Annotated in this window: 17 protein-coding genes and 7 tRNA genes; 9 read left to right on the top strand and 15 right to left on the bottom strand. The window is 53.7% G+C overall.

The genetic code is table 11. From position 1 onward, the window contains the following. Nucleotides 1-70: 70 nt before the first annotated feature. Nucleotides 71-1,294, bottom strand: coding sequence for a YbfB/YjiJ family MFS transporter (locus CIK78_RS14225; RefSeq protein ID WP_096281320.1), 1,224 nt, complete (start codon nt 1,292-1,294; stop codon nt 71-73). A 270-nt stretch (nt 1,295-1,564) separates the two neighbouring features. On the opposite strand from CIK78_RS14225, the gene CIK78_RS14230 reads away from it, so the two are divergent. The 3 genes from CIK78_RS14230 (at nt 1,565) to CIK78_RS14240 (ending at nt 5,623) form a co-directional block, all read left to right on the top strand. Next, nucleotides 1,565-2,839 carry a M20/M25/M40 family metallo-hydrolase gene (locus CIK78_RS14230; RefSeq protein WP_096281322.1) on the top strand — a complete coding sequence of 425 codons (1,275 nt, stop codon included), beginning with the start codon at nt 1,565-1,567 and terminating at the stop codon, nt 2,837-2,839. A gap of 240 nt (nt 2,840-3,079) precedes the next feature. Beyond that, on the top strand, nt 3,080-4,537 hold the full coding sequence (locus tag CIK78_RS14235) for an SLC13 family permease (protein ID WP_096281324.1): 1,458 nt from the start codon (nt 3,080-3,082) through the stop codon (nt 4,535-4,537). 321 nt (nt 4,538-4,858) lie between these two features. Continuing rightward, the gene (locus CIK78_RS14240; RefSeq protein ID WP_096281326.1) at nt 4,859-5,623 is read left to right on the top strand and encodes a MipA/OmpV family protein; all 765 of its coding nucleotides are present in this window, start codon (nt 4,859-4,861) and stop codon (nt 5,621-5,623) included. 222 nt (nt 5,624-5,845) lie between these two features. On the opposite strand, the gene CIK78_RS14250 is transcribed toward CIK78_RS14240, so the two are convergent. Further along, entirely contained in the window at nt 5,846-6,538 is a 693-nt protein-coding gene (locus tag CIK78_RS14250; RefSeq protein WP_096281328.1) for a type 1 glutamine amidotransferase domain-containing protein, read from the bottom strand. A gap of 177 nt (nt 6,539-6,715) precedes the next feature. On the opposite strand from CIK78_RS14250, the gene CIK78_RS14255 reads away from it, so the two are divergent. Continuing rightward, nucleotides 6,716-7,489, top strand: a complete 774-nt coding sequence (locus CIK78_RS14255) for a CLCA_X family protein (RefSeq protein ID WP_096281330.1) — start codon at nt 6,716-6,718, stop codon at nt 7,487-7,489. Between the two features lie 84 nt (nt 7,490-7,573). Beyond that, on the top strand, nt 7,574-7,729 hold the full coding sequence (locus CIK78_RS14260; protein ID WP_096281332.1) for a metallothionein: 156 nt from the start codon (nt 7,574-7,576) through the stop codon (nt 7,727-7,729). Nucleotides 7,730-8,040: 311 nt separating this feature from the next. On the opposite strand, the gene CIK78_RS14265 is transcribed toward CIK78_RS14260, so the two are convergent. The 12 genes from CIK78_RS14265 to CIK78_RS14320 form a co-directional block, all read right to left on the bottom strand. Continuing rightward, nucleotides 8,041-8,128, bottom strand: a tRNA-Ser gene (locus CIK78_RS14265). A 108-nt stretch (nt 8,129-8,236) separates the two neighbouring features. Next, nucleotides 8,237-8,746, bottom strand: coding sequence for a YiiD C-terminal domain-containing protein (locus CIK78_RS14270; RefSeq protein ID WP_096281334.1), 510 nt, complete (start codon nt 8,744-8,746; stop codon nt 8,237-8,239). Nucleotides 8,747-8,758: 12 nt separating this feature from the next. Next, nucleotides 8,759-9,319 (bottom strand): nitroreductase family protein, encoded by a 561-nt coding sequence (locus tag CIK78_RS14275; protein ID WP_096281336.1) that lies wholly within the window; start codon nt 9,317-9,319, stop codon nt 8,759-8,761. Between the two features lie 66 nt (nt 9,320-9,385). Further along, entirely contained in the window at nt 9,386-10,219 is an 834-nt protein-coding gene (gene queF, locus CIK78_RS14280; protein WP_096281338.1) for an NADPH-dependent 7-cyano-7-deazaguanine reductase QueF, read from the bottom strand. Between the two features lie 34 nt (nt 10,220-10,253). Continuing rightward, a complete protein-coding gene (locus CIK78_RS14285) occupies nt 10,254-11,027 on the bottom strand; it encodes an ABC transporter permease (RefSeq protein ID WP_096281340.1) in 774 nt (257 codons plus the stop codon). Then, nucleotides 11,024-12,022, bottom strand: a complete 999-nt coding sequence (locus CIK78_RS14290; RefSeq protein ID WP_096281342.1) for an ABC transporter ATP-binding protein — start codon at nt 12,020-12,022, stop codon at nt 11,024-11,026. The genes CIK78_RS14285 and CIK78_RS14290 overlap by 4 nt, the downstream gene beginning before the upstream one ends. Nucleotides 12,023-12,187: 165 nt before the next feature. After that, nucleotides 12,188-12,262: transfer RNA gene (locus tag CIK78_RS14295), tRNA-Gly, on the bottom strand. A 29-nt stretch (nt 12,263-12,291) separates the two neighbouring features. Next, nucleotides 12,292-12,367, bottom strand: a tRNA-Glu gene (locus tag CIK78_RS14300). Nucleotides 12,368-12,388: 21 nt separating this feature from the next. Beyond that, nucleotides 12,389-12,463 (bottom strand) — tRNA-Gly (locus CIK78_RS14305). Between the two features lie 25 nt (nt 12,464-12,488). Beyond that, nucleotides 12,489-12,564 (bottom strand) — tRNA-Glu (locus tag CIK78_RS14310). A 21-nt stretch (nt 12,565-12,585) separates the two neighbouring features. Further along, a tRNA-Gly gene (locus CIK78_RS14315) sits at nt 12,586-12,660 on the bottom strand. Nucleotides 12,661-12,685: 25 nt separating this feature from the next. Then, nucleotides 12,686-12,761 (bottom strand) — tRNA-Glu (locus CIK78_RS14320). 271 nt (nt 12,762-13,032) lie between these two features. On the opposite strand from CIK78_RS14320, the gene msrB reads away from it, so the two are divergent. From msrB to htpX, 4 genes are all read left to right on the top strand, one after another. Then, on the top strand, nt 13,033-13,431 hold the full coding sequence (gene msrB / locus CIK78_RS14325; protein ID WP_096281344.1) for a peptide-methionine (R)-S-oxide reductase MsrB: 399 nt from the start codon (nt 13,033-13,035) through the stop codon (nt 13,429-13,431). A gap of 82 nt (nt 13,432-13,513) precedes the next feature. Further along, the gene (gene ylqF / locus CIK78_RS14330; RefSeq protein WP_096281346.1) at nt 13,514-14,470 is read left to right on the top strand and encodes a ribosome biogenesis GTPase YlqF; all 957 of its coding nucleotides are present in this window, start codon (nt 13,514-13,516) and stop codon (nt 14,468-14,470) included. Nucleotides 14,471-14,586: 116 nt separating this feature from the next. Continuing rightward, on the top strand, nt 14,587-15,834 hold the full coding sequence (locus tag CIK78_RS14335) for a pyridoxal phosphate-dependent aminotransferase (protein ID WP_096281348.1): 1,248 nt from the start codon (nt 14,587-14,589) through the stop codon (nt 15,832-15,834). Between the two features lie 175 nt (nt 15,835-16,009). After that, nucleotides 16,010-16,915 (top strand): protease HtpX, encoded by a 906-nt coding sequence (htpX, locus tag CIK78_RS14340; RefSeq protein WP_096281350.1) that lies wholly within the window; start codon nt 16,010-16,012, stop codon nt 16,913-16,915. A 109-nt stretch (nt 16,916-17,024) separates the two neighbouring features. On the opposite strand, the gene pdxB is transcribed toward htpX, so the two are convergent. Then, the gene (gene pdxB, locus CIK78_RS14345) at nt 17,025-18,173 is read right to left on the bottom strand and encodes a 4-phosphoerythronate dehydrogenase PdxB (protein ID WP_096281352.1); all 1,149 of its coding nucleotides are present in this window, start codon (nt 18,171-18,173) and stop codon (nt 17,025-17,027) included. Nucleotides 18,174-18,234: the final 61 nt, after the last annotated feature.

An 18,234-nucleotide genomic window follows, 5' to 3' on the forward strand; every position in this document is an offset into this window, starting at 1 on the left:
TGCCGGACTTAACGCAGATCTACTGCAAACACCGGTCTCTCAATCCTCTTCAAGCGATCGATTTCATTCATCAGGCATACACGGAGGCTTTGGCCGCGGCATCCAAACGCTGAGCGGTTTGATCCACTTGGCGCAACCAGGCCAGCAGCACCGCGCCAATTATCACAAAACCACCGGCCAACCAAAGTCCAACGCTATAATGCCCTGAAGCCTCTGCCAGCATGCCAGTTAACGCCGGCGCACAAATTTGTGCCGCGCCATAAGCCAGCGTCATCTGGCCCATTAAGCGTGCAGGGCTTGATGGATACAGCCTGCCGGCCATGGTCAACACAAGGCTGACACAGCCTAGGAAGGTACCGCCATAAAGCACGGCGCTCAGGAGTACGCCGGCTAAGCTTGATGTTATAGCGGGCAGCACGATGCCGACGGCTTGTATCAGCATCGCAACAATCAAAGCACCCAAATAGCCAATCCGCCGGGCGATCAAATCCCAAAGCATCACCGCCGGGGCTGCCGCCAAGCCCACCAGGGCAAACGCCCAGTTGCCCGCCCCCACCAGAAGCGGCTCGCGCTCCACAATCGTGACAATGAACGTGGCGCTGATGACATAGCCATACCCTGCACAGAAATAGGCAGGCAACATTAAACGCATAAACGTGCGCGAAGGGGGCATAACAGGAGTCGCACTTGCTTCGCTTGCACCAGGTAGCGATTTCACCGGGCGCGGTAGCCAACGCCATGCGGGTACTAACAGTATTGCGCCTAGCAAACCAAAGCCCCACCACTGGGCCCGCCAGCCAAGTGACAGTGACAGCATGTATTCCACCGCTAAGGCGGCCACTACAATCCCCAGTCCCGCTCCGGCAAAATGAATGCCTAACTCGCCGCGCTGACGATGCTGAATCAACCAATGCAGAATCAGACCCGAGGCTAATAGCATCGAGCTACTGGTGGAAAGACCTGATAGAAAGCGTAATCCTGCCCAGAGCCAAAAGTGGTCGGTCAAGGCCATACCCGCGGTGGTCAGCACGGCCAGCACCAGCCCAGTTCGGTACAACGTATCCTTGGTATAAATACTACGCACGGACGCTGCCAGCACGGCCCCGAGCATATAGCCTGCGTAGTTGATCGCCGCTAGCCAGCCACCATCAGCATCCCCCATCCAACTCTGCTGCTGCATCACCGGCAATAAAGGCGTATAGGCAAAGCGCGCTATTCCCATGCACAATATCTGGCTACAAACGCCTGCCAGCAGCACTTTAAAGCGCCGGGAACTTAGCGTTGCTACGGTCATCGAACGGCTCCTGAAACAACGTCGCTTATTGTTGTGTTAATGAGCATGAATGTCGTTATGAATGCATATACTCACACCAGACATGCACTTATAGATATGTACTTATAGACATACTAAGGCGTTTTAGGCAGCGCGTCATGACGCCTAACGGGCTGAGCACGAACTGGCGGCGTCTCCTCTGCCTTTCACCTCGGCTTTTTCTACACGCCGGGCCGGAATCTGGCAGACTAGAGGCGATAAACACCCACCTTAATGAGTGAGCGAAAAACGATGAGCGATACGGCAAAACCCTGGACGCAACCGATGCCCGAGGCGCAGTTTAAATTAATGCGCGATATTCTTGCCGCGCCAAGCCCAGTGGGCCTGGAAGCCGCAATGACGTACGGCGTACTCAAGCCCCATTTTGAAAGTTTTGCGCCTAAAGGCTGGCATCTGCATCAGTTCAAGGGCAATGCGGGCGTTGTGCTAGATACTCACCCTGACCGCGATGACATGTTCAAAGTGATGATCATCGGCCATGCGGACAAAATCCGTATGCAGGTGCGCTCCATTGGCGAAGACGGCAAGATCTGGATTAACACCGACTCCTTCTTACCTTCTGTGCTGATCGGTCATGAAGTGAAGCTCTTTAGCGAAGACCCGGAAAAACCCGGCAGCTATCGCAGCATCGAGGGCGGTACGGTAGAAGCGCTCGGGGCCATTCATTTCTCCGACCCTGCACAGCGCGATGGCAGTAAGGGCATTAAGAAAGAACAGATCTATCTGGATCTGCAGATTCATGGCCAGAATAAGAAGCAGCAGGTCTTGAATTTGGGCGTGCGCCCAGGCGATTCGATTATTTTTGATCGCCCTATTCGCCCCGGCTTTAGCCCCGACACCTTTTATGGCGCCTACTTAGATAACGGCCTGGGTTGTTTTGTGGCCGCAGAAGTAGCACGCCTGATCGCCGAAGCCGGCGGCACGAAAAATGTACGCGTACTGTTTGCGATTGCCAGCTATGAAGAAATTGGCCGCTTTGGCAGCCGCGTAATGGCCGGTGAAATGAAGCCTGATGCACTAATTGGCGTAGACGTTAACCACGACTATGTAGGCGCGCCGGGTATCGGTGACAAACGCATGCAGCCGCTAGAAATGGGTAAAGGCTTTACCATGGCCGTTGGCTCGATTGCCAGCGAACAGCTGAACCGTATTATTGCCAGCGCCGCGAAAGAGCATGATATTCCGCTGCAGCGTGACATTGTCGGTGTGGATACTGGAACCGATGGCATGGCGGGAGTATTGGCCTCTATCGATAGCGCTGCTACCTCCATTGGTTTCCCGATACGCAACATGCATACCATCTCGGAAACCGGTCATACGCAAGACGTACTGGCCGCTATTCATGCGCTGACGCACACACTGCAAGCCCTTGATGCCTTGCCGGATTTACAGCGTGAATTCCTGGATAACCACCCGCGTTTGGATCAAGCAAGCCCGCTAACTCATCAGGGTAGTGATAAGCCTGCCAGTGAAGATGATGAAAGCGAAGAGATTAAGCCTGCGTAAACAGCGCCCACGCTAAGTGCTTTTTTACATCCCTTGAAAATGGCCCGCTAGATAGCTTCTAGCGGGCCATGTTTGATTCAACTCGCCTCCCCCCTTATTAATACGAAACCTTTCCCTCGCACCCTCTACCACTACTAAAGTTGCACTCCTACAACCAACGTTCAATAAACCAAAGTGGTAGGATCCCTCCCGTTAATTAGCCAGTACTTACACGTTATTGCTTATCAATGGAGTTAATAAATGGGAGTTTCATCGCAAGGATGGCGCCATTGGACGCCCCTGCTGGCCGGGCCGCTGCTGTGCATACTGGTACAGATTCTCATGCCCGCCACACTGCTCGACCCTGCACCGCGCCTGGTACTTGGCCTAACCGCCTGGATGGCCGTGTGGTGGGTAACTGAACCCGTACCCATTCCAGTCACCTCGCTTTTACCCATGATTATTTTGCCGCTAAGCGGCGTAATGACACTAGATGACACCGTGGTCGGCTACGCAAACCCGGTTATTTATATGTATATGGGCGGTTTTATACTGGCCATTGCCATTGAGCGTTGGAACTTACATCGCCGTATTGCACTGAATATTGTTAGCCGTATCGGCAATAGCCTACGCAGCATTGTGCTTGGCGTAATGATCGCCTCAGCCTTTCTTTCCATGTGGATTTCAAATGCCGCCACGGCGCTGATGATGCTACCCATAGCCATTGCCCTGCTCGGAGAGCTGGATGAGCGTGACCAGTTCGATGGTAAGCAGCGCGATGCGTTTGCACGCGTGCTGCTACTCACTGTTGCTTACTCAGCTTCCATTGGTGGCTTGGCTACGATTATTGGCTCGGTGCCCAATGCCATAGTGGTGGCTATGATTCCGCAATTTTTTGACGGGGTTGAAATTAGCTTTTTAGATTGGATGATGTTTGCACTGCCTCTGACTCTGATCATGCTCGTCATCTTGTACGTCTATCTCACCCATATTTATGCCAAGGTGCCCAACACTCGCTTAGAAGTTAACTTCGTTGCCGAAGAGTTGAAAGCACTTGGCCCCATGGGGCCTGAAGAAAAGCGCGTACTGATAGTGTTTGTCACTACCGCACTCGCATGGGCGTTAAGGGGTTGGTTAGCGCCTTTCTTTGATCTACCGCTAAACGATACATTAATTGCGGTTATTGCGGCGGTGGCACTATTTATTATCCCAGCTCACAGCGAAAAACGTAGCCTGTTAGTGTGGGATGATATGGCACGCCTGCCGTGGGGGCTGTTTATACTTTGGGGCGGCGGCATGACGCTCGCCGCCGCCTTCAGTGCGAGCGACTTAACGGGCTGGATCAGCCAGCAGCTGCAGCTCTTAGACGGCGTTAATTACTTTGTGCTAATTCTCTTTATGGTGCTGCTGATGCTGTTCTTAACCGAGATTATCTCTAACACCGCAACGGCCAATATGGCACTGCCTATTACGGCGGGAATGGCTGCCGCGATTACGACAGGTAATCCACTGGGCCTAATGGTGGCCGTTGCTCTGGCAACTACCTGCGCTTTCATGATGCCTATTTCCACGCCACCTAATGCTGCCGTTTTCTCCAGCGGGCGCATCTCAATTAAGGAGATGGCAAAAGCAGGCTTTGCGATGAATATTGTTAGCGCCATTATCATCACGCTATTTGTTTACTTTATTATGCCATTACTACTTCCTATGCCGTCTTAGCAAATAAAGTGGTTTAAGATTGCACGCAAAAAGAAGCCCCGGCCATTCCTTGGCTGGGGCTTTATTAAACCTTCCATGATGCTTCTTCACAAACGTCCTGTTCGTGCTTCCCTGAGTACTTAAAGCATTCCTAGCTTTGCCTTCCCTGTTACCACTTCCCTGTGCTTGAAGGGCACAATGCGCCTTATATCCATGGATTTATCTAACCTGTGATATGCAGTCGCAAATAAATGACGTTTGAACGATTTAAAATTGAAACAAGCAACTTGCCAACTTTCCAAACAAAAACATACAATCATGCACGTTTCGCTACCCACAAGGATGATACCCGTGACTCAGTATACTTGGTGGTCTGCCGCCGTGATTGGTTTGGCTATTTCCCCGCTTACCTGGGCAGATAGTTGGGAAGGAAGCATTGGCGCTGGCGTGCTCTACGCGCCTGATTACTTAGGCAGCGACGACTACGACACAAAACTATGGCCATCGATCAATCTCACCTATGGCGAGACCTTCACCATCAATCCGCGCTCTGGCATTGAATGGCACGCTATTCGTGATGGCGGCTGGACCGTATCGCCCTTTGTTGGCTACACCTTTGGGCGTGACAATAAAGGTGACATAAGCGCCTTCGAAGAAGTAGATGGCGGTGCAACGCTAGGGCTACGCGTTGGCTACGAGCAAAGAGAGTGGCTCTACAGCGTGGCGGCTAGCACACCGGTAACCGGCGATGTGGATGGCGCAGAGTTTGAAGTAGCAGCGGCTTGGCGTACACCGCTTAGTGAGCGCTTATTTTTCTCTTTATCGCCAAGCGCTCATTACTCAAACGAAAAGTGGACAGAATCAATGTTCGGCGTTTCAGCACGCGACAGCCTGCGTAGCGGAATTGCTCAATACAATCCTGACGGCGGATACTGGCGGCTAGGCGTAAGCAGCAGCCTGACTTACGCGCTAACGCCAGAATGGTCAGCAACAGGCTTTGTGGGGACAAGCTACCTAACGGGCAACGCATCGGACAGCCCCATCGTGGATGAGCTAGGCAGCGATTGGCAAACGGTGACCGGCGTATCCCTCAATTATAATTTTTAACAGGCCCTCGCTATATTCCGTGAAACTTCGTCGCGTCATCTCGCGAGCGATTAGACGCTGCCAAGGAGGCCTGGGTACAAGGCGGCTTCGAGCATGGCCGCTTTCGCTTGCCGGTTGGCGATGAGCGAGAGTTCATCCCTTTTCCCGAACAGCCAACCGGTAGTTAAAAAAGCGGCGGGCAATGCCCGCCGCTGTTTCCGCTTTATATACGTATTGTGCTGATTAACGCTCCAGCTCCAGCCACGCCATCAGTGACTCAGCCGTGAGCGCAGAAGACGGTGGGTTTTGGCCCGTGATCAGTTGGCCATCTTCACGCACGTAGGGGGTGAAATCATCCGCCTTGCTGTAAATGCCTCCGCATTTTTGCAGGGCGTCTTCGACGAGGTGCGGCACGACATTGGTTAAGCCAACGGCCTCTTCTTCGCCGTTCGTAAAGCCCGTTACCTGACGGCCTTTAACCAGCGGCTCGCCTGCGCTGTTTTTCGCATTCACAAGCACAATCGGCGCATGGCACACCGATGCCACCGGCTTGCCTTGGGCAATAAAGGTTTCGATCATACGAATAGAAGTAGGATCATCGACGAGATCCCATAGCGGGCCGTGGCCGCCTGGATAGAAAACCGCATCAAAGTCACCGGCATTCATATCGCTTAAACGATGGGTAGCGGCAAGCTCAGCCTGGGCCTTTTCATCCTGCTTGAAGCGGCGCGTGTCATCGGTTTGGCTATCGTCTGCATCACTGGTGGGGTCCAGCGGCGGCTGTCCACCTTTAGGCGAAGCCAAGGTTACCTCAGCACCCGCGTCTTTAAACACATAATAAGGGGCAGCAAATTCTTCTAGCCAGAAGCCGGTTTTCTTGCCGGTATCGCCTAACTGATCGTGAGATGTCAGCACCACCAAAATACGTTTGCTCATACATGCTCTCCTGACAGTGAATAGACAAACAGCGTTGCTTGCTACCTCAATTACTGGGGGCACATACCTGAGTTACAAGCCTTATCAATAGCGACAAGCGTATAGCCACTTAGCGCTTCCATGCTCCAATGCGATAACATAGGGCGGTGATTATCTTTTTCTAGCAGCGAGCACGCCGTGAGCATTGAAGCGAGAGATTTTTATCGCAATGGGCCAGCCCACCGCCCTGAATGCGCCAGCAGTTTTGCCTTAATCCGGCGCCAGTTCGATTTCCGCTCCATTGAGATTGGCCGCTGGGTCACAAGCGCGGAGCGCGACCGTGCCTCCGGGCTTTTTCACGATGCCTTGTGCGATCTTATGTTGATTCTACAGGGCCCAGAAACACTGATTTCGCTGCGCGGCTCCATAGCCTTACAGTATGGCTGTGGCGGCCGGCCCGGGGTTGCTGCGCATTACGACCCCAGTCAGCGCAGCTTTGCACTCGCTAAAAATGCTGGCCCCGGCAGCATTGCTCACGAATGGTTTCATGCCTTCGACCACTACATTGCCCAGAAATGTTTTCAAGGCGCGCCCGCCCACATGTTCGCCTCTACTGCCTGGTTAGCCGAAGCCACGCCAGTCCCTCACTCACTTAATCAGCGGCTAATGCGTTGCTTCAAGGCCGTACTTTTGCAACCAGAAGGCGACCAGCCAAGCACATTGTTTAAACACTCGGTGCGCATAGACAAACAACTTGGCCAGCTCTATTACAGTAAGCCCGAGGAACTCTGTGCGCGTGCTTTTGAGGCTTTTATACAGGACGCAGCCATCACCAATCACTTCTTAGTCAAAGGCACAAAAGCCTCGCCGGAAGCAGACAAAGGGCTTTATCCCCAGGGTGAACAACGGGTTCGCATTAATGCCGCATTCGGCGAATATTTTGGCAGGCTCGGCAACGCACTTAGCACTTAAAGTACGCCCTGAGAGTTAGCATAATGCGTGGTGATATATCGATGGAATGGTCTACGCTTATAACGTCCACCGAGGAGAATCATTATGTCTGAACAAGTGTGCGCATGCCCGAAATGTACGTGTTCTGTCGATAGCAAACCCGTTGAGAAAGAGGGAAAATTATACTGCTGCGAGTCCTGCGCCACCGGCCACGCAGACGGCTCCCAAGACTGTGGTCACAACTGTAAGTGTGGGAAATAGTCCTTCTACTTCGCATTTTCTGCTACTGTAACCGCGCCCGACAGTCCCACTGCCGGGCGTTTTTGCGGCTCAGGCTGTCAATATGGAAAAGCTGCTCAGCCCCTTTCGCCAACGTGCGAAATGGCGCAATTGTGACTAAGCTGTAGCAACGCTCACTACTCAGAGGAAGAGAAAATGTCTACTACCACTATCGTCGTTATCGTTGTTGTTCTCGTTGCCGTGCTAGGCGTTGGTTTCAGCGGCCGCCTACCGTTCTAATAACGAGCCATAAAAAAAGCCCGCTGAAAAATCAGCGGGCTTTTTAAATTCTGTGGCGGAGAGGGAGGGATTCGAACCCTCGAAGCCTTACGACTTACACACTTTCCAGGCGTGCTCCTTCGACCACTCGGACACCTCTCCACATTTTGTGCTCTGTTCAAAGGATGAACCTTTCGCAACAGAACGGCGCACATACTATGGTCTAAGCTGCGAAATAGCAAGCCTTTTCAGGCTTCTCGCGCGTATCGGCTAGCGTTGCGGCAACACGGCGTAGCTGCCGCTGGCTTCCAGGCAGAGTGTTTCTCCACAGTAGAGCTGATGAGTCAGTGCAATACGTCCTTTATCACGTTCGGCGAGCATATTGGCAAGCTGAGCGAGTCCCGCAGGCTCAAGCGGTGTGCATATTAAGCGGTAGTTATCCGCGACCGGGGCAAGAAAGCGCTGACTAGCCTCTGCAACCACCACATCGCGTGCCAAGCCTTGCTCACGCAGCCATAGCGTGACCCAGCACCAACCTTGCAGAGTGGTTTGCGCCGTCAGCGCACCGCCAAAGCCCGTGCCTTTATCGTTAAGGTTAGGCTCTAGCGCTAACTGCCAGGTGAGCGCATCACCCTCGCGCACCATTTCGCTAATGCCTAGCGCGCCCACCATAGGAATCGCCTCGCCTAGCCACTGCTGAAAGACAGCAAGATCTTCCTGCTGACCTTTGGGCAGCGGCAAGCGTGGATGCGGCATGCCCGGTTTACGAGATAGTTTCATAGGGTCGCCTGCCTACTCCCAGCGCTCAACAAAATCAGCAACGCTATGCTCCGCCACTGGCTTATGGCGACCGCCTAGCGCACCTACATAGATGAATGCGACAACCTCGTCGTTTTCACTCAGGCTCAGGCCTTTACGTACCACCGAATCGAACGCGTACTTTCCACTGCGCCACATAGCGCCTAAGCCCTGTGCGTGGGCGGCCAGCAAGATACCGTGGGCGGCGCAGCCTGCGGAAATCACCTGCTCCATTTTGGGCACTTTATCGAGCTCTGGCGTAACCTTTGCGATAACGGCGATCACCATCGGCGCGCGCAGCGGCTTTTTACGCGCTGAGTTCAGCGTATCGTCATCGGCATGCGGGTCTTCCTGGAACTCTGCTTCAGCAAATAGCTCGCCTAGGCGCTCGCGCCCTTCCCCACTGAATTCAATGAAGCGCCAAGGGCGCAGCTCTTTATGGTCGGGTGCGCGCAGTGCTGCCTGATAAATAACACTGAGCTGTTCGGCACTGGGCGCCGGCTCAGCCAGCTTGCCCATTGAGCTGCGTTCGTGAAGAAGCGTGAGTGCGTCCATTAATGACTCCAGTCCAGGTTCAATCGTATGTGACTACGGTAGCATCGTCATTTATAACACTGCCGTTTACTGCCTTGCCAGCCTCAGCGGTGTCGGCGGCATCAGCCCAGGCGTTGCGCGCCAAGGACTAATATCCAACCCGCCACGACGCACGTAGCGGGCAAGTACTAGTAGCTGGCTGGGCTGTGCATAAGCCATTAGGTCGGTGAAGATATGTTCAACGCAATGCTCGTGAAAATCCTGATGCTGTCGAAACCCGATCAGATAGCGTAACAGCCCTTCGCGATCAATCTTTGGCCCTTTATAGCGAATCAACACGCTGCCCCAGTCCGGCTGGCCGGTAACGGGGCAGTTAGATTTGAGCAAGTGGGAATACAGCGTCTCTTCGACGACCTCATCGCTTACCATTAAATGAGCGCTGCTAGGCGTGTAATCGCTTACTGCGATATCTAAGTCGTCCAAACATTCGCCCGGCAAGCACTGCACGGTAAGCTCAGGGGCATCCACATCAAATAACTCAACGCTCACCTCGGCACCCGCTGCGATAGCGAGGTCATTGGCAAGCGTTTGCATTACGTCTTCACGACTATAGAAGCGGGTTTGATTAAAGCTATTGAGGTAGAGCTTCCACGACTTCGATTCAATCAAATTGGGCGAGCTGGCGGGCAGGCGAAAACGTGCCACGGCTACCACGGGCTTACCGCGTGAATTCAGCCAGGACACTTCAAACGCGTGCCATTCGTCTTCACCGACAAAGGGTAAAGCCCCCTCTTCGATCCCTAACGGCACTCGGTTGGCCGCACGAACAATAGGATAAAGCAGCGCCGCGTCATACTTTTCGGGGTAAGCGGAATCGCGCCCTAGCGGCGCGTGCTCCAAGGTATCTGGTCGATGTGCCATTATCTGTCACCCTCTGCTTAATGCCGTTATGCAATTAACTACGAATGCCTTTACCGCGCTCCAACATTACCAACGCAACGCTGAATAGCACGACAATAAAGGCAAAGATCGCAGCGAGCGCCCAGCCAACGGGAATATCCGAGACGCCTAAGAATCCATAACGAAACACGTTAACCATGTACAAGATAGGATTGAGCATGGAAACGCCCTGCCAGAAGTCTGGCAGCATCGAAATAGAATAAAAGACACCGCCCAAGTAAGTCAGCGGTGTCAGTATGAAGGTCGGTACAATGGAAATGTCGTCAAACTTGTTGGCCAGCAAGGCGTTGATAAAACCGCCAATGGAAAACAGCGCAGACGTAAGCACCACCACTAATATCGTAAGCAAGGGATGCTCCATGGTTAAGCGGGTAAAGAACAGCGAAACCATGGTCACAATGATCCCCACACCCAGGCCTCGGGCCATGCCGCCTAAAATAAAGCCGGATAAAATTACCCAGTTAGGCATCGGCGATACCATCATCTCTTCAATTGAACGCTGAAATTTGTTCGAAAAGAAGCTCGATGCCACGTTGGAATAGCTGTTGGTAATCACGGACATCATGATCAACCCTGGAACAATAAAGTCCATGTAGCTGAAGCCATCCATGTCGCCAATTCGCGAGCCGATTAGATTGCCAAAAATAATGAAATACATCGCCATCGTGATAGAGGGCGGCAGCAGCGTTTGCGGCCAAATGCGCGTAAAGCGCTTAATTTCTTTCAGCACTAAGGTCCATAGAGCAATCAATGTTTGGCCTGCATTCATGAGCGAGACTCCCTGTTTTCGGCATCAGAACTCTCACCGCTAGAAGCGTCAGCACGCTGATCTATCGCCCCCTGGTTACTGCCTTTTACCATCGACACGAACATCTCCTCTAAGCGATTGGCCCGGTTACGCATAGACACCACCTGCACACCCTGCTCACTTAGCGCATTGAACACATCATTCAAACGCTGGCCGCGATGCACCAACAGTGAAAGCTGGGTGGGCTCTAGCTGATGAAGCTCAAAGCCCTCAACATGCGGTGTCTCTGCGACCGGCTCAGCTAAATCAATGAGGAAGGTCTCTGTATCAAGCTCAGCCAGCAGCTGACGCACGCTGGTATTACGCACAATGTCGCCATCATTAATAATAGCGACATTGCGACACAGGCTCTCAGCTTCTTCCAGGTAGTGCGTTGTCAGGATGATCGTCGTGCCTTCATCTTGGTTAATGCGCCGCATGTATTCCCACATACTGCGCCGAAGCTCAATATCGACACCGGCAGTGGGCTCATCCAGGATCAGCAGTCGAGGGCGGTGCATTAACGCCCGGGCAATCATTAGCCGTCGCTTCATCCCACCTGAGAGCATACGTGCGTTGCCGTCGCGCTTCTCCCAAAGGCCCAGGTCAGTAAGAAGCTGCTGGGCACGTGGCAATGCCTCGCGAGTGCTCATACCGTAATAGCCTGCCTGAGCCAGTACGATATCGAGCACCTTCTCAAACTGATTAAAGTTGAACTCTTGGGGCACAACGCCTAGCTGATACTTGGCTTTGGCAAAATCTTTATCAATATCGATGCCAAAGATAGAAACGCTGCCCGCCGTTTTTTGCACCAGTGAGCAAACCACACCAAGAGTAGTGGATTTTCCGGCCCCATTGGGACCCAAAAGCGCAAAAAAATCGCCCTGCTGGACGTCGAGATCAATACCTTTAAGCGCTTGAAAGCCGTTGGCGTACACTTTGGTAAGGCCACGGATCGACAATGCCGGTTCGGCCATGAAAATGTCCTGTCAGCAAATATAAGAAGATAAAGTAAATGATTAGGGCGCAAACTAATTTTTCAAGGCGAGAGACCACTCACCAAGCGCCAGACACACAAAAAATGACGCTCAGCAGATAGCTGATGCATCATAGAAATAGGGGAAAATAACACTAAATGCGCTTGGAGCGGGAAAGGAGATTCGAACTCCCGACCCTCGCCTTGGCAAGGCGATGCTCTACCACTGAGCTATTCCCGCAACGCAAAAAACTGCACATAAGCGCAAGATGGCGTCCCATAGGGGGTTCGAACCCCTGTTACCGCCGTGAAAGGGCGGTGTCCTAGACCACTAGACGAATGGGACACTGTAAGCACTACAAATGCTTGGAGCGGGAAAGGAGATTCGAACTCCCGACCCTCGCCTTGGCAAGGCGATGCTCTACCACTGAGCTATTCCCGCTTAATAGAATTCTTGCTATCGGAGATGGCGTCCCATAGGGGGTTCGAACCCCTGTTACCGCCGTGAAAGGGCGGTGTCCTAGACCACTAGACGAATGGGACACTGTAAGCACTACAAATGCTTGGAGCGGGAAAGGAGATTCGAACTCCCGACCCTCGCCTTGGCAAGGCGATGCTCTACCACTGAGCTATTCCCGCTTAATAGAATTCTTGCTATCGGAGATGGCGTCCCATAGGGGGTTCGAACCCCTGTTACCGCCGTGAAAGGGCGGTGTCCTAGACCACTAGACGAATGGGACGTTTCATTACCTCGTTGAGGTGGCGCGTATATTACTCAGACCTTACTTAGCTGTCAAGCATTCTACCGTAGCAGCACCCGTGTATAACGCACTTACTGGGGGATAGTGCACTTGACGGCGCCGCAAGCCTGTCACATTGATATTCAGCCTGCCGCTGGCAGAGCGCGGCATAATCGCCCATGCTGAAACTCAAGGTGACTAAGCGCTGTCACTAGGTTAGAAAGCTTTGACGGTTTTTAGTCCAAGCACTACATAAGGGAGAGTAAACAGCATGGCTAAAATTGAAAAAAAGCCCGAAGAGTGGCAAAAACAGCTGACGCCAGAACAGTACCGCGTAGCGCGTGAAAAAGGCACAGAACGCCCGTTCAGCGGCGATTATCAGGTGGTGGATGCCCAGGGCATTTATCACTGTGTGTGCTGCAATGCACCGCTGTTTGAGAACGAGCATAAATTTGATGCCGGGTGCGGTTGGCCTAGCTTTGATCGGCCGTTAGGTACCCGCTGTGTGGAAGAGCATCAAGATGGCACCCATGGCATGCAGCGCACGGAGGTCGTTTGTTCACACTGCGATGCCCACCTAGGCCACGTTTTTCCAGACGGACCGCCAGAAACGACCGGTTTACGCTACTGCATTAACTCAGTGTCGCTGGAATTTCACCCCGACGAGTAATCGCGGCTAAAAGGAAACCCAGCAAGGCGGGCGCCATCTGCTAGAATGGCAGCCCGCTTTTTTGTGCTTGTAGGAGAGACTCATGCTCGGCTGGTTCCCCGGACATATGAACAAGGCCCGCCGCCAGATCAAAGAGGTGCTGCCTGAAATCGACGTCGTCATTGAAGTACTTGATGCACGTCTGCCCTACTCCAGCGCCAACCCAATGCTGGCCGAGCTGACGCGCCATAAGCCGGTGCTAAAAATTCTTTCCCGCGCCGACCTTGCCGACCCAGAGAAGACCGCCGAATGGGTCGCTTTTTTCGATGCCCAAGAGAACATGCGCGCCTTCGCGGTCACCACCACCAACACCCGTGAGCTAAAGCAAATCCCCAAACTTTGCCATGAGTTGGCCGGTGCGGTACGCGCCGACCGAGATGTTCGCGTGATGGTGATGGGCATTCCCAACGTGGGCAAATCCACGCTGATTAACGGCCTGGCCGGGCGTAAAATTGCTAAAACGGGCAACGAACCTGCCGTGACTAAGCGCCAGCAAAAGGTGCGCATTGATGGGCGTGTAGCGCTTACCGACACGCCGGGAGTGCTGTGGCCCAAAATAGAAGATCAGGCCAGCGCCTATCGCCTCGCGGCCACCGGCGCTATCCGCGATACGGCCATTGAGTACATCGATGTAGGAATTGTCGCTAGTGCAGAGCTTGCCAAACGCTATCCTGAGGCGCTGACTGCGCGCTATAAGCTCAAAGAGCTGCCGCCTTACGCCGCGCCAGACATTCCCCACGACATTGATGCCGACGGCCCGAAAAAACCCGATTTCCTTGCTATTGCAGGCTTCGATGGTCATGCCATTTTAAAAGACATCGCCGCCCGGCGCGGCGGGCTGCGTGCCGGTGGCGCAGTCGATCTGCACCGTGGCGCGGAAGTTCTGCTCCACGAACTGCGCGACGGTAAGTTAGGGCGAATGACGCTGGAGACACCTGCGGATATTCCACCGCCACCGGTGCAAAACGACGAAGACAATCAAGTGCTTTCCGACGCATAATGGCCAATAGCCCCATAGCTAACGGCAGCTTGCGGGCACTGTTTTAAACTCATGTTTTTAGATACACATGCTTTTGGACACTTTTGGGCCTCTAGCCACTTTTGGACAGACATCTCATGACTACTCCGCAGTCGCATGAAACACAACCGCTGAAAAAATCTCATAAGCTGCATAATGTCTGCTATGACATTCGCGGCCCGGTACTCGACCACGCCAAACGCCTGGAGGAAGAAGGCCATCGAATACTTAAGCTGAACATCGGAAACCCTGCGCCTTTTGGCTTTGAAGCACCGGAAGAGATTCTTCAGGATGTGATGAGCAACTTGCCTACGGCACAGGGCTACTGCGACTCCAAAGGACTTTACTCCGCACGCAAAGCGATTATGCAGGAGTGCCAGCGCAATCAGATTCCCGGAGTGGGCATTGAGGACATATTCATCGGCAACGGCGTCTCTGAGCTGATTGTGATGGCGATGCAGGCGCTGCTTAATGACGGCGATGAAGTATTGATTCCCGCGCCTGACTACCCGCTTTGGACAGCCGCCGCACACCTTTCAGGCGGCCACGCAGTGCATTACCTATGCGATGAACAGGCCGACTGGACGCCCGACATGGCAGACATTCGCGCCAAGATCACCAGCCAAACCCGCGCCATTGTTCTGATTAACCCCAACAACCCTACCGGCGCGGTATATCCGCCGGAGGTGGTTAAAGACGTGTTGGCGATTGCTAAACAGCACAACCTGGTGGTGTTCTCCGACGAGATCTACGACAAAATTCTGTATGACGGCGTAGAGCATACCGCCACCGGTGCGCTGGCCGACGATGATCAGCTGGTCATTACCATGAATGGGCTATCTAAAAGCTACCGCTGTGCAGGCTTTCGATCGGGATGGATGATTCTCTCCGGCACCCTGGCTAAATTAAACGCCAAAGATTATATCCAGGGGCTCAATATGCTGGCCTCCATGCGGCTATGTGCCAACGTGCCAGCACAACATGCGATTCAAACCGCGTTAGGGGGCTATCAATCAATTAATGATTTAATCCTGCCTGGCGGGCGGCTGCTGGCGCAGCGTGACATTACTATTGAGAAGCTAAATGCCATCCCCGGCGTCTCCTGCGTGATGCCAAAAGGTGCGCTCTACGCGTTTCCGCGGCTCGATCCTAAGGTATTCAATATCAAAGATGACCAGCAGTTGGTACTGGATCTGCTGCTGCAGGAAAAAATATTGCTGGTGCAAGGCACAGCCTTTAACTGGCCCGAGCCTGACCATGTCCGCATTGTGACGCTGCCTTGGGCAGACCAGCTAGGCGATGCTTTGGATCGTTTTGCCAACTTCTTATCCCGCTATCGGCAGTGAAGCCGGGCGAGTCGCTAGCGATGGCATAGCACCGTCATCGGGCACCGGCATACGCTGACGTTGCTTTGACTTGAAATTGCCATGAAGAGCACGTAGTTAAGTCTCTAGATCACGACTCATTTTATTGGCTGTGTGTATAAACCGTTTCCATAAACGCTAAGGGAGGACCTGCATAATGATGCGAATTCTGCTGTTTCTAGGCACCAACATAGCGGTGTTGCTGGTCGCCAGCATTACCTTGCGCCTACTAGGCGTTGAAGGCTATTTACGTGGTCAAGGCATCAACTTTACCAGCCTGCTAATTTTCTGCTTCATATTCGGCATGGCAGGCTCCATCATCTCGCTATTCATTTCCAAATGGATGGCTAAGCGCAGCACGGGCACGGTGATTATTGAAACGCCCTCCAATGCCACCGAACAGTGGTTGCTGGACACCGTCGCGGAGCTTTCCCGCGAGGCCGGCATCAAAACGCCCGAAGTGGGCATATTCCCGGCCCAACAGTCCAACGCCTTTGCAACTGGCTGGAATAAAAACGATGCGCTCGTCGCGGTATCGGCGGGCTTAATGAATCGCATGCGCCCTGAAGAAGTCCGCGCGGTTTTGGCCCACGAAATTGGCCACGTGGCCAACGGCGACATGGTCACGCTGGCGCTGATCCAAGGGGTAGTGAATACCTTCGTCATGTTTTTTGCCCGCGTGGTAGCGCACTTAGTCGATAACTTCCTGAAAAGCCGCAGCGGTGGTGAAGGCGGTTTAGGCTTTATGGGCTACTTTGCCGTAGTGATTGTGGCAGAGATCGTGTTTGGTATTTTGGCCTCCGCCATCGTTGCCTGGTTCTCGCGTTATCGTGAATATCGCGCCGATGAAGCCGGTGCGCGCTTGGCAGGCACTAATGCAATGGTCAGCGCCCTCGCGCGCTTGAAGACCGAAACCGAAATGCCCGACCAAATGCCCGATACGCTGCGCGCCATGGCGATCACCAAAGGCCAAACACGCTCATTACTTGAGAAGATGTTTGCCAGCCACCCGCCGTTAGATGAACGCATTCGCGCACTGAAAGAAGCCGCCTATCGTCAGTAAGTATGGGCACTAGTCCTACACACTTCAGGCCCGCAGATGCGGGCCTCATTGTTTCAACTTTTGTTGTTTCAGCTTTTGTTGTTTCAACTACCGCTGCTTCCATCCTCCGCTACACCGTCAGCGTTACACCGAATCCCGCCCCGCGCAGCATGCCCTCTAGCGCCACCGCATCCCCTGACAGCTGCACATTGAGCGTGGCGAACTCACGCCGCAATGGGTAGTTAGCACGACAATCATCAAAACCTTTTGCCCCTCCCTGGAGCAGCGCTTGGCGCTGAAACGTATCGTGATCGCGGCGCACGTCATAAACGGCTCGCATGCATAGACGCAGGGCGTCTTCTGGCGCCAGCGGATGCTGTATATGCAGCGATGCAAGCGCAGGCGGCGGGCAGATATCGACAAACGAGAGTCCACTAGGCTTTTCGCAGTGACGAGCTAGCGCCTGCTGAATCATCCAGGTACCCCGCAGTTTGCCATCCAGGCTATGCCCGGCAATATGCGGTGTCGCTAGTGAGACCAAATCACGCAAGCCAGCGTCGATTGCCGGCTCGTCTTCCCATACATCTAGCACCGCGCGGATATCACCCTGACTGGCTAAACGACTACGCAGTGCCAAGCCATCCACACAGTCACCCCGCCCGGCATTAAGCAACACGCTACCCGGCGCGATTTCATCGACACGCTGAGCATTGAGCAGATGATAGCTGGCATGCGGGCCGTCACGAGTCAGCGGCGTATGCAGGCAAATCACGTCACAGTGCTTGATAACAGCATCTAGCGAGTGAAACCCTTGCGCACCCTCAGCCTCTGCTCTGGGCGGGTCACAGGCAAGCGTAGCCACGCCCATGGCCGTTAACCGTGCTTCCAGCCGCCGGCCCACATTCCCCACCCCCACAATGCCGACACTGCGTTCGCTAAGCAGCCAGCCATCGCGCTCGGCTAGCGTCAATAAACTGCTCAACACGTAATCGACCACCGCCTCAGCATTGCAGCCCGGAGCGCTAGCAAAAGTGATATTGCGCTGCGCTAGCGCAGCATGATCGATATGATCAGTGCCGATCGTGCAGGTGCCAATAAAGCGCACGGGGCTGTCAGTAAGCAACTTACCGTTAACCTGCGTAATAGAGCGCACAATCAGCGCATCGGCATCGTGCAGGTGAGCGGCCGTTATCTCACGGCCGGGCACGCGGTTGATGGCACCAAACGAGCCAAAGCAGGCATCAGCAGCGGGGATATTGGCGTCGATTATAAGTTTCATAGGCGTTTGGGTATCCGGGCTTTACAATACGCCCGCGAAAGTTTGATGTGCAGGCGTGTTT

Source organism: Halomonas sp. JB37, from assembly GCF_002332255.1.
GTDB lineage: Bacteria > Pseudomonadota > Gammaproteobacteria > Pseudomonadales > Halomonadaceae > Vreelandella > Vreelandella casei.

What these genes read in the sequence shown, in the direction of transcription:
- CIK78_RS14285 (WP_096281340.1), bottom strand. Translation starts at nt 11,027, where the DNA reads ATGAATGCAGGCCAAACATTGATTGCTCTATGGACCTTAGTGCTGAAA.
- msrB (WP_096281344.1), top strand. Translation starts at nt 13,033, where the DNA reads ATGGCTAAAATTGAAAAAAAGCCCGAAGAGTGGCAAAAACAGCTGACG.
- CIK78_RS14260 (WP_096281332.1), top strand. Translation starts at nt 7,574, where the DNA reads ATGTCTGAACAAGTGTGCGCATGCCCGAAATGTACGTGTTCTGTCGAT.
- CIK78_RS14270 (WP_096281334.1), bottom strand. Translation starts at nt 8,746, where the DNA reads ATGAAACTATCTCGTAAACCGGGCATGCCGCATCCACGCTTGCCGCTG.
- queF (WP_096281338.1), bottom strand. Translation starts at nt 10,219, where the DNA reads ATGGCACATCGACCAGATACCTTGGAGCACGCGCCGCTAGGGCGCGAT.
- CIK78_RS14250 (WP_096281328.1), bottom strand. Translation starts at nt 6,538, where the DNA reads ATGAGCAAACGTATTTTGGTGGTGCTGACATCTCACGATCAGTTAGGC.
- CIK78_RS14235 (WP_096281324.1), top strand. Translation starts at nt 3,080, where the DNA reads ATGGGAGTTTCATCGCAAGGATGGCGCCATTGGACGCCCCTGCTGGCC.
- pdxB (WP_096281352.1), bottom strand. Translation starts at nt 18,173, where the DNA reads ATGAAACTTATAATCGACGCCAATATCCCCGCTGCTGATGCCTGCTTT.
- CIK78_RS14225 (WP_096281320.1), bottom strand. Translation starts at nt 1,294, where the DNA reads ATGACCGTAGCAACGCTAAGTTCCCGGCGCTTTAAAGTGCTGCTGGCA.
- ylqF (WP_096281346.1), top strand. Translation starts at nt 13,514, where the DNA reads ATGCTCGGCTGGTTCCCCGGACATATGAACAAGGCCCGCCGCCAGATC.
- htpX (WP_096281350.1), top strand. Translation starts at nt 16,010, where the DNA reads ATGATGCGAATTCTGCTGTTTCTAGGCACCAACATAGCGGTGTTGCTG.
- CIK78_RS14230 (WP_096281322.1), top strand. Translation starts at nt 1,565, where the DNA reads ATGAGCGATACGGCAAAACCCTGGACGCAACCGATGCCCGAGGCGCAG.
- CIK78_RS14290 (WP_096281342.1), bottom strand. Translation starts at nt 12,022, where the DNA reads ATGGCCGAACCGGCATTGTCGATCCGTGGCCTTACCAAAGTGTACGCC.
- CIK78_RS14275 (WP_096281336.1), bottom strand. Translation starts at nt 9,319, where the DNA reads ATGGACGCACTCACGCTTCTTCACGAACGCAGCTCAATGGGCAAGCTG.
- CIK78_RS14240 (WP_096281326.1), top strand. Translation starts at nt 4,859, where the DNA reads ATGATACCCGTGACTCAGTATACTTGGTGGTCTGCCGCCGTGATTGGT.
- CIK78_RS14335 (WP_096281348.1), top strand. Translation starts at nt 14,587, where the DNA reads ATGACTACTCCGCAGTCGCATGAAACACAACCGCTGAAAAAATCTCAT.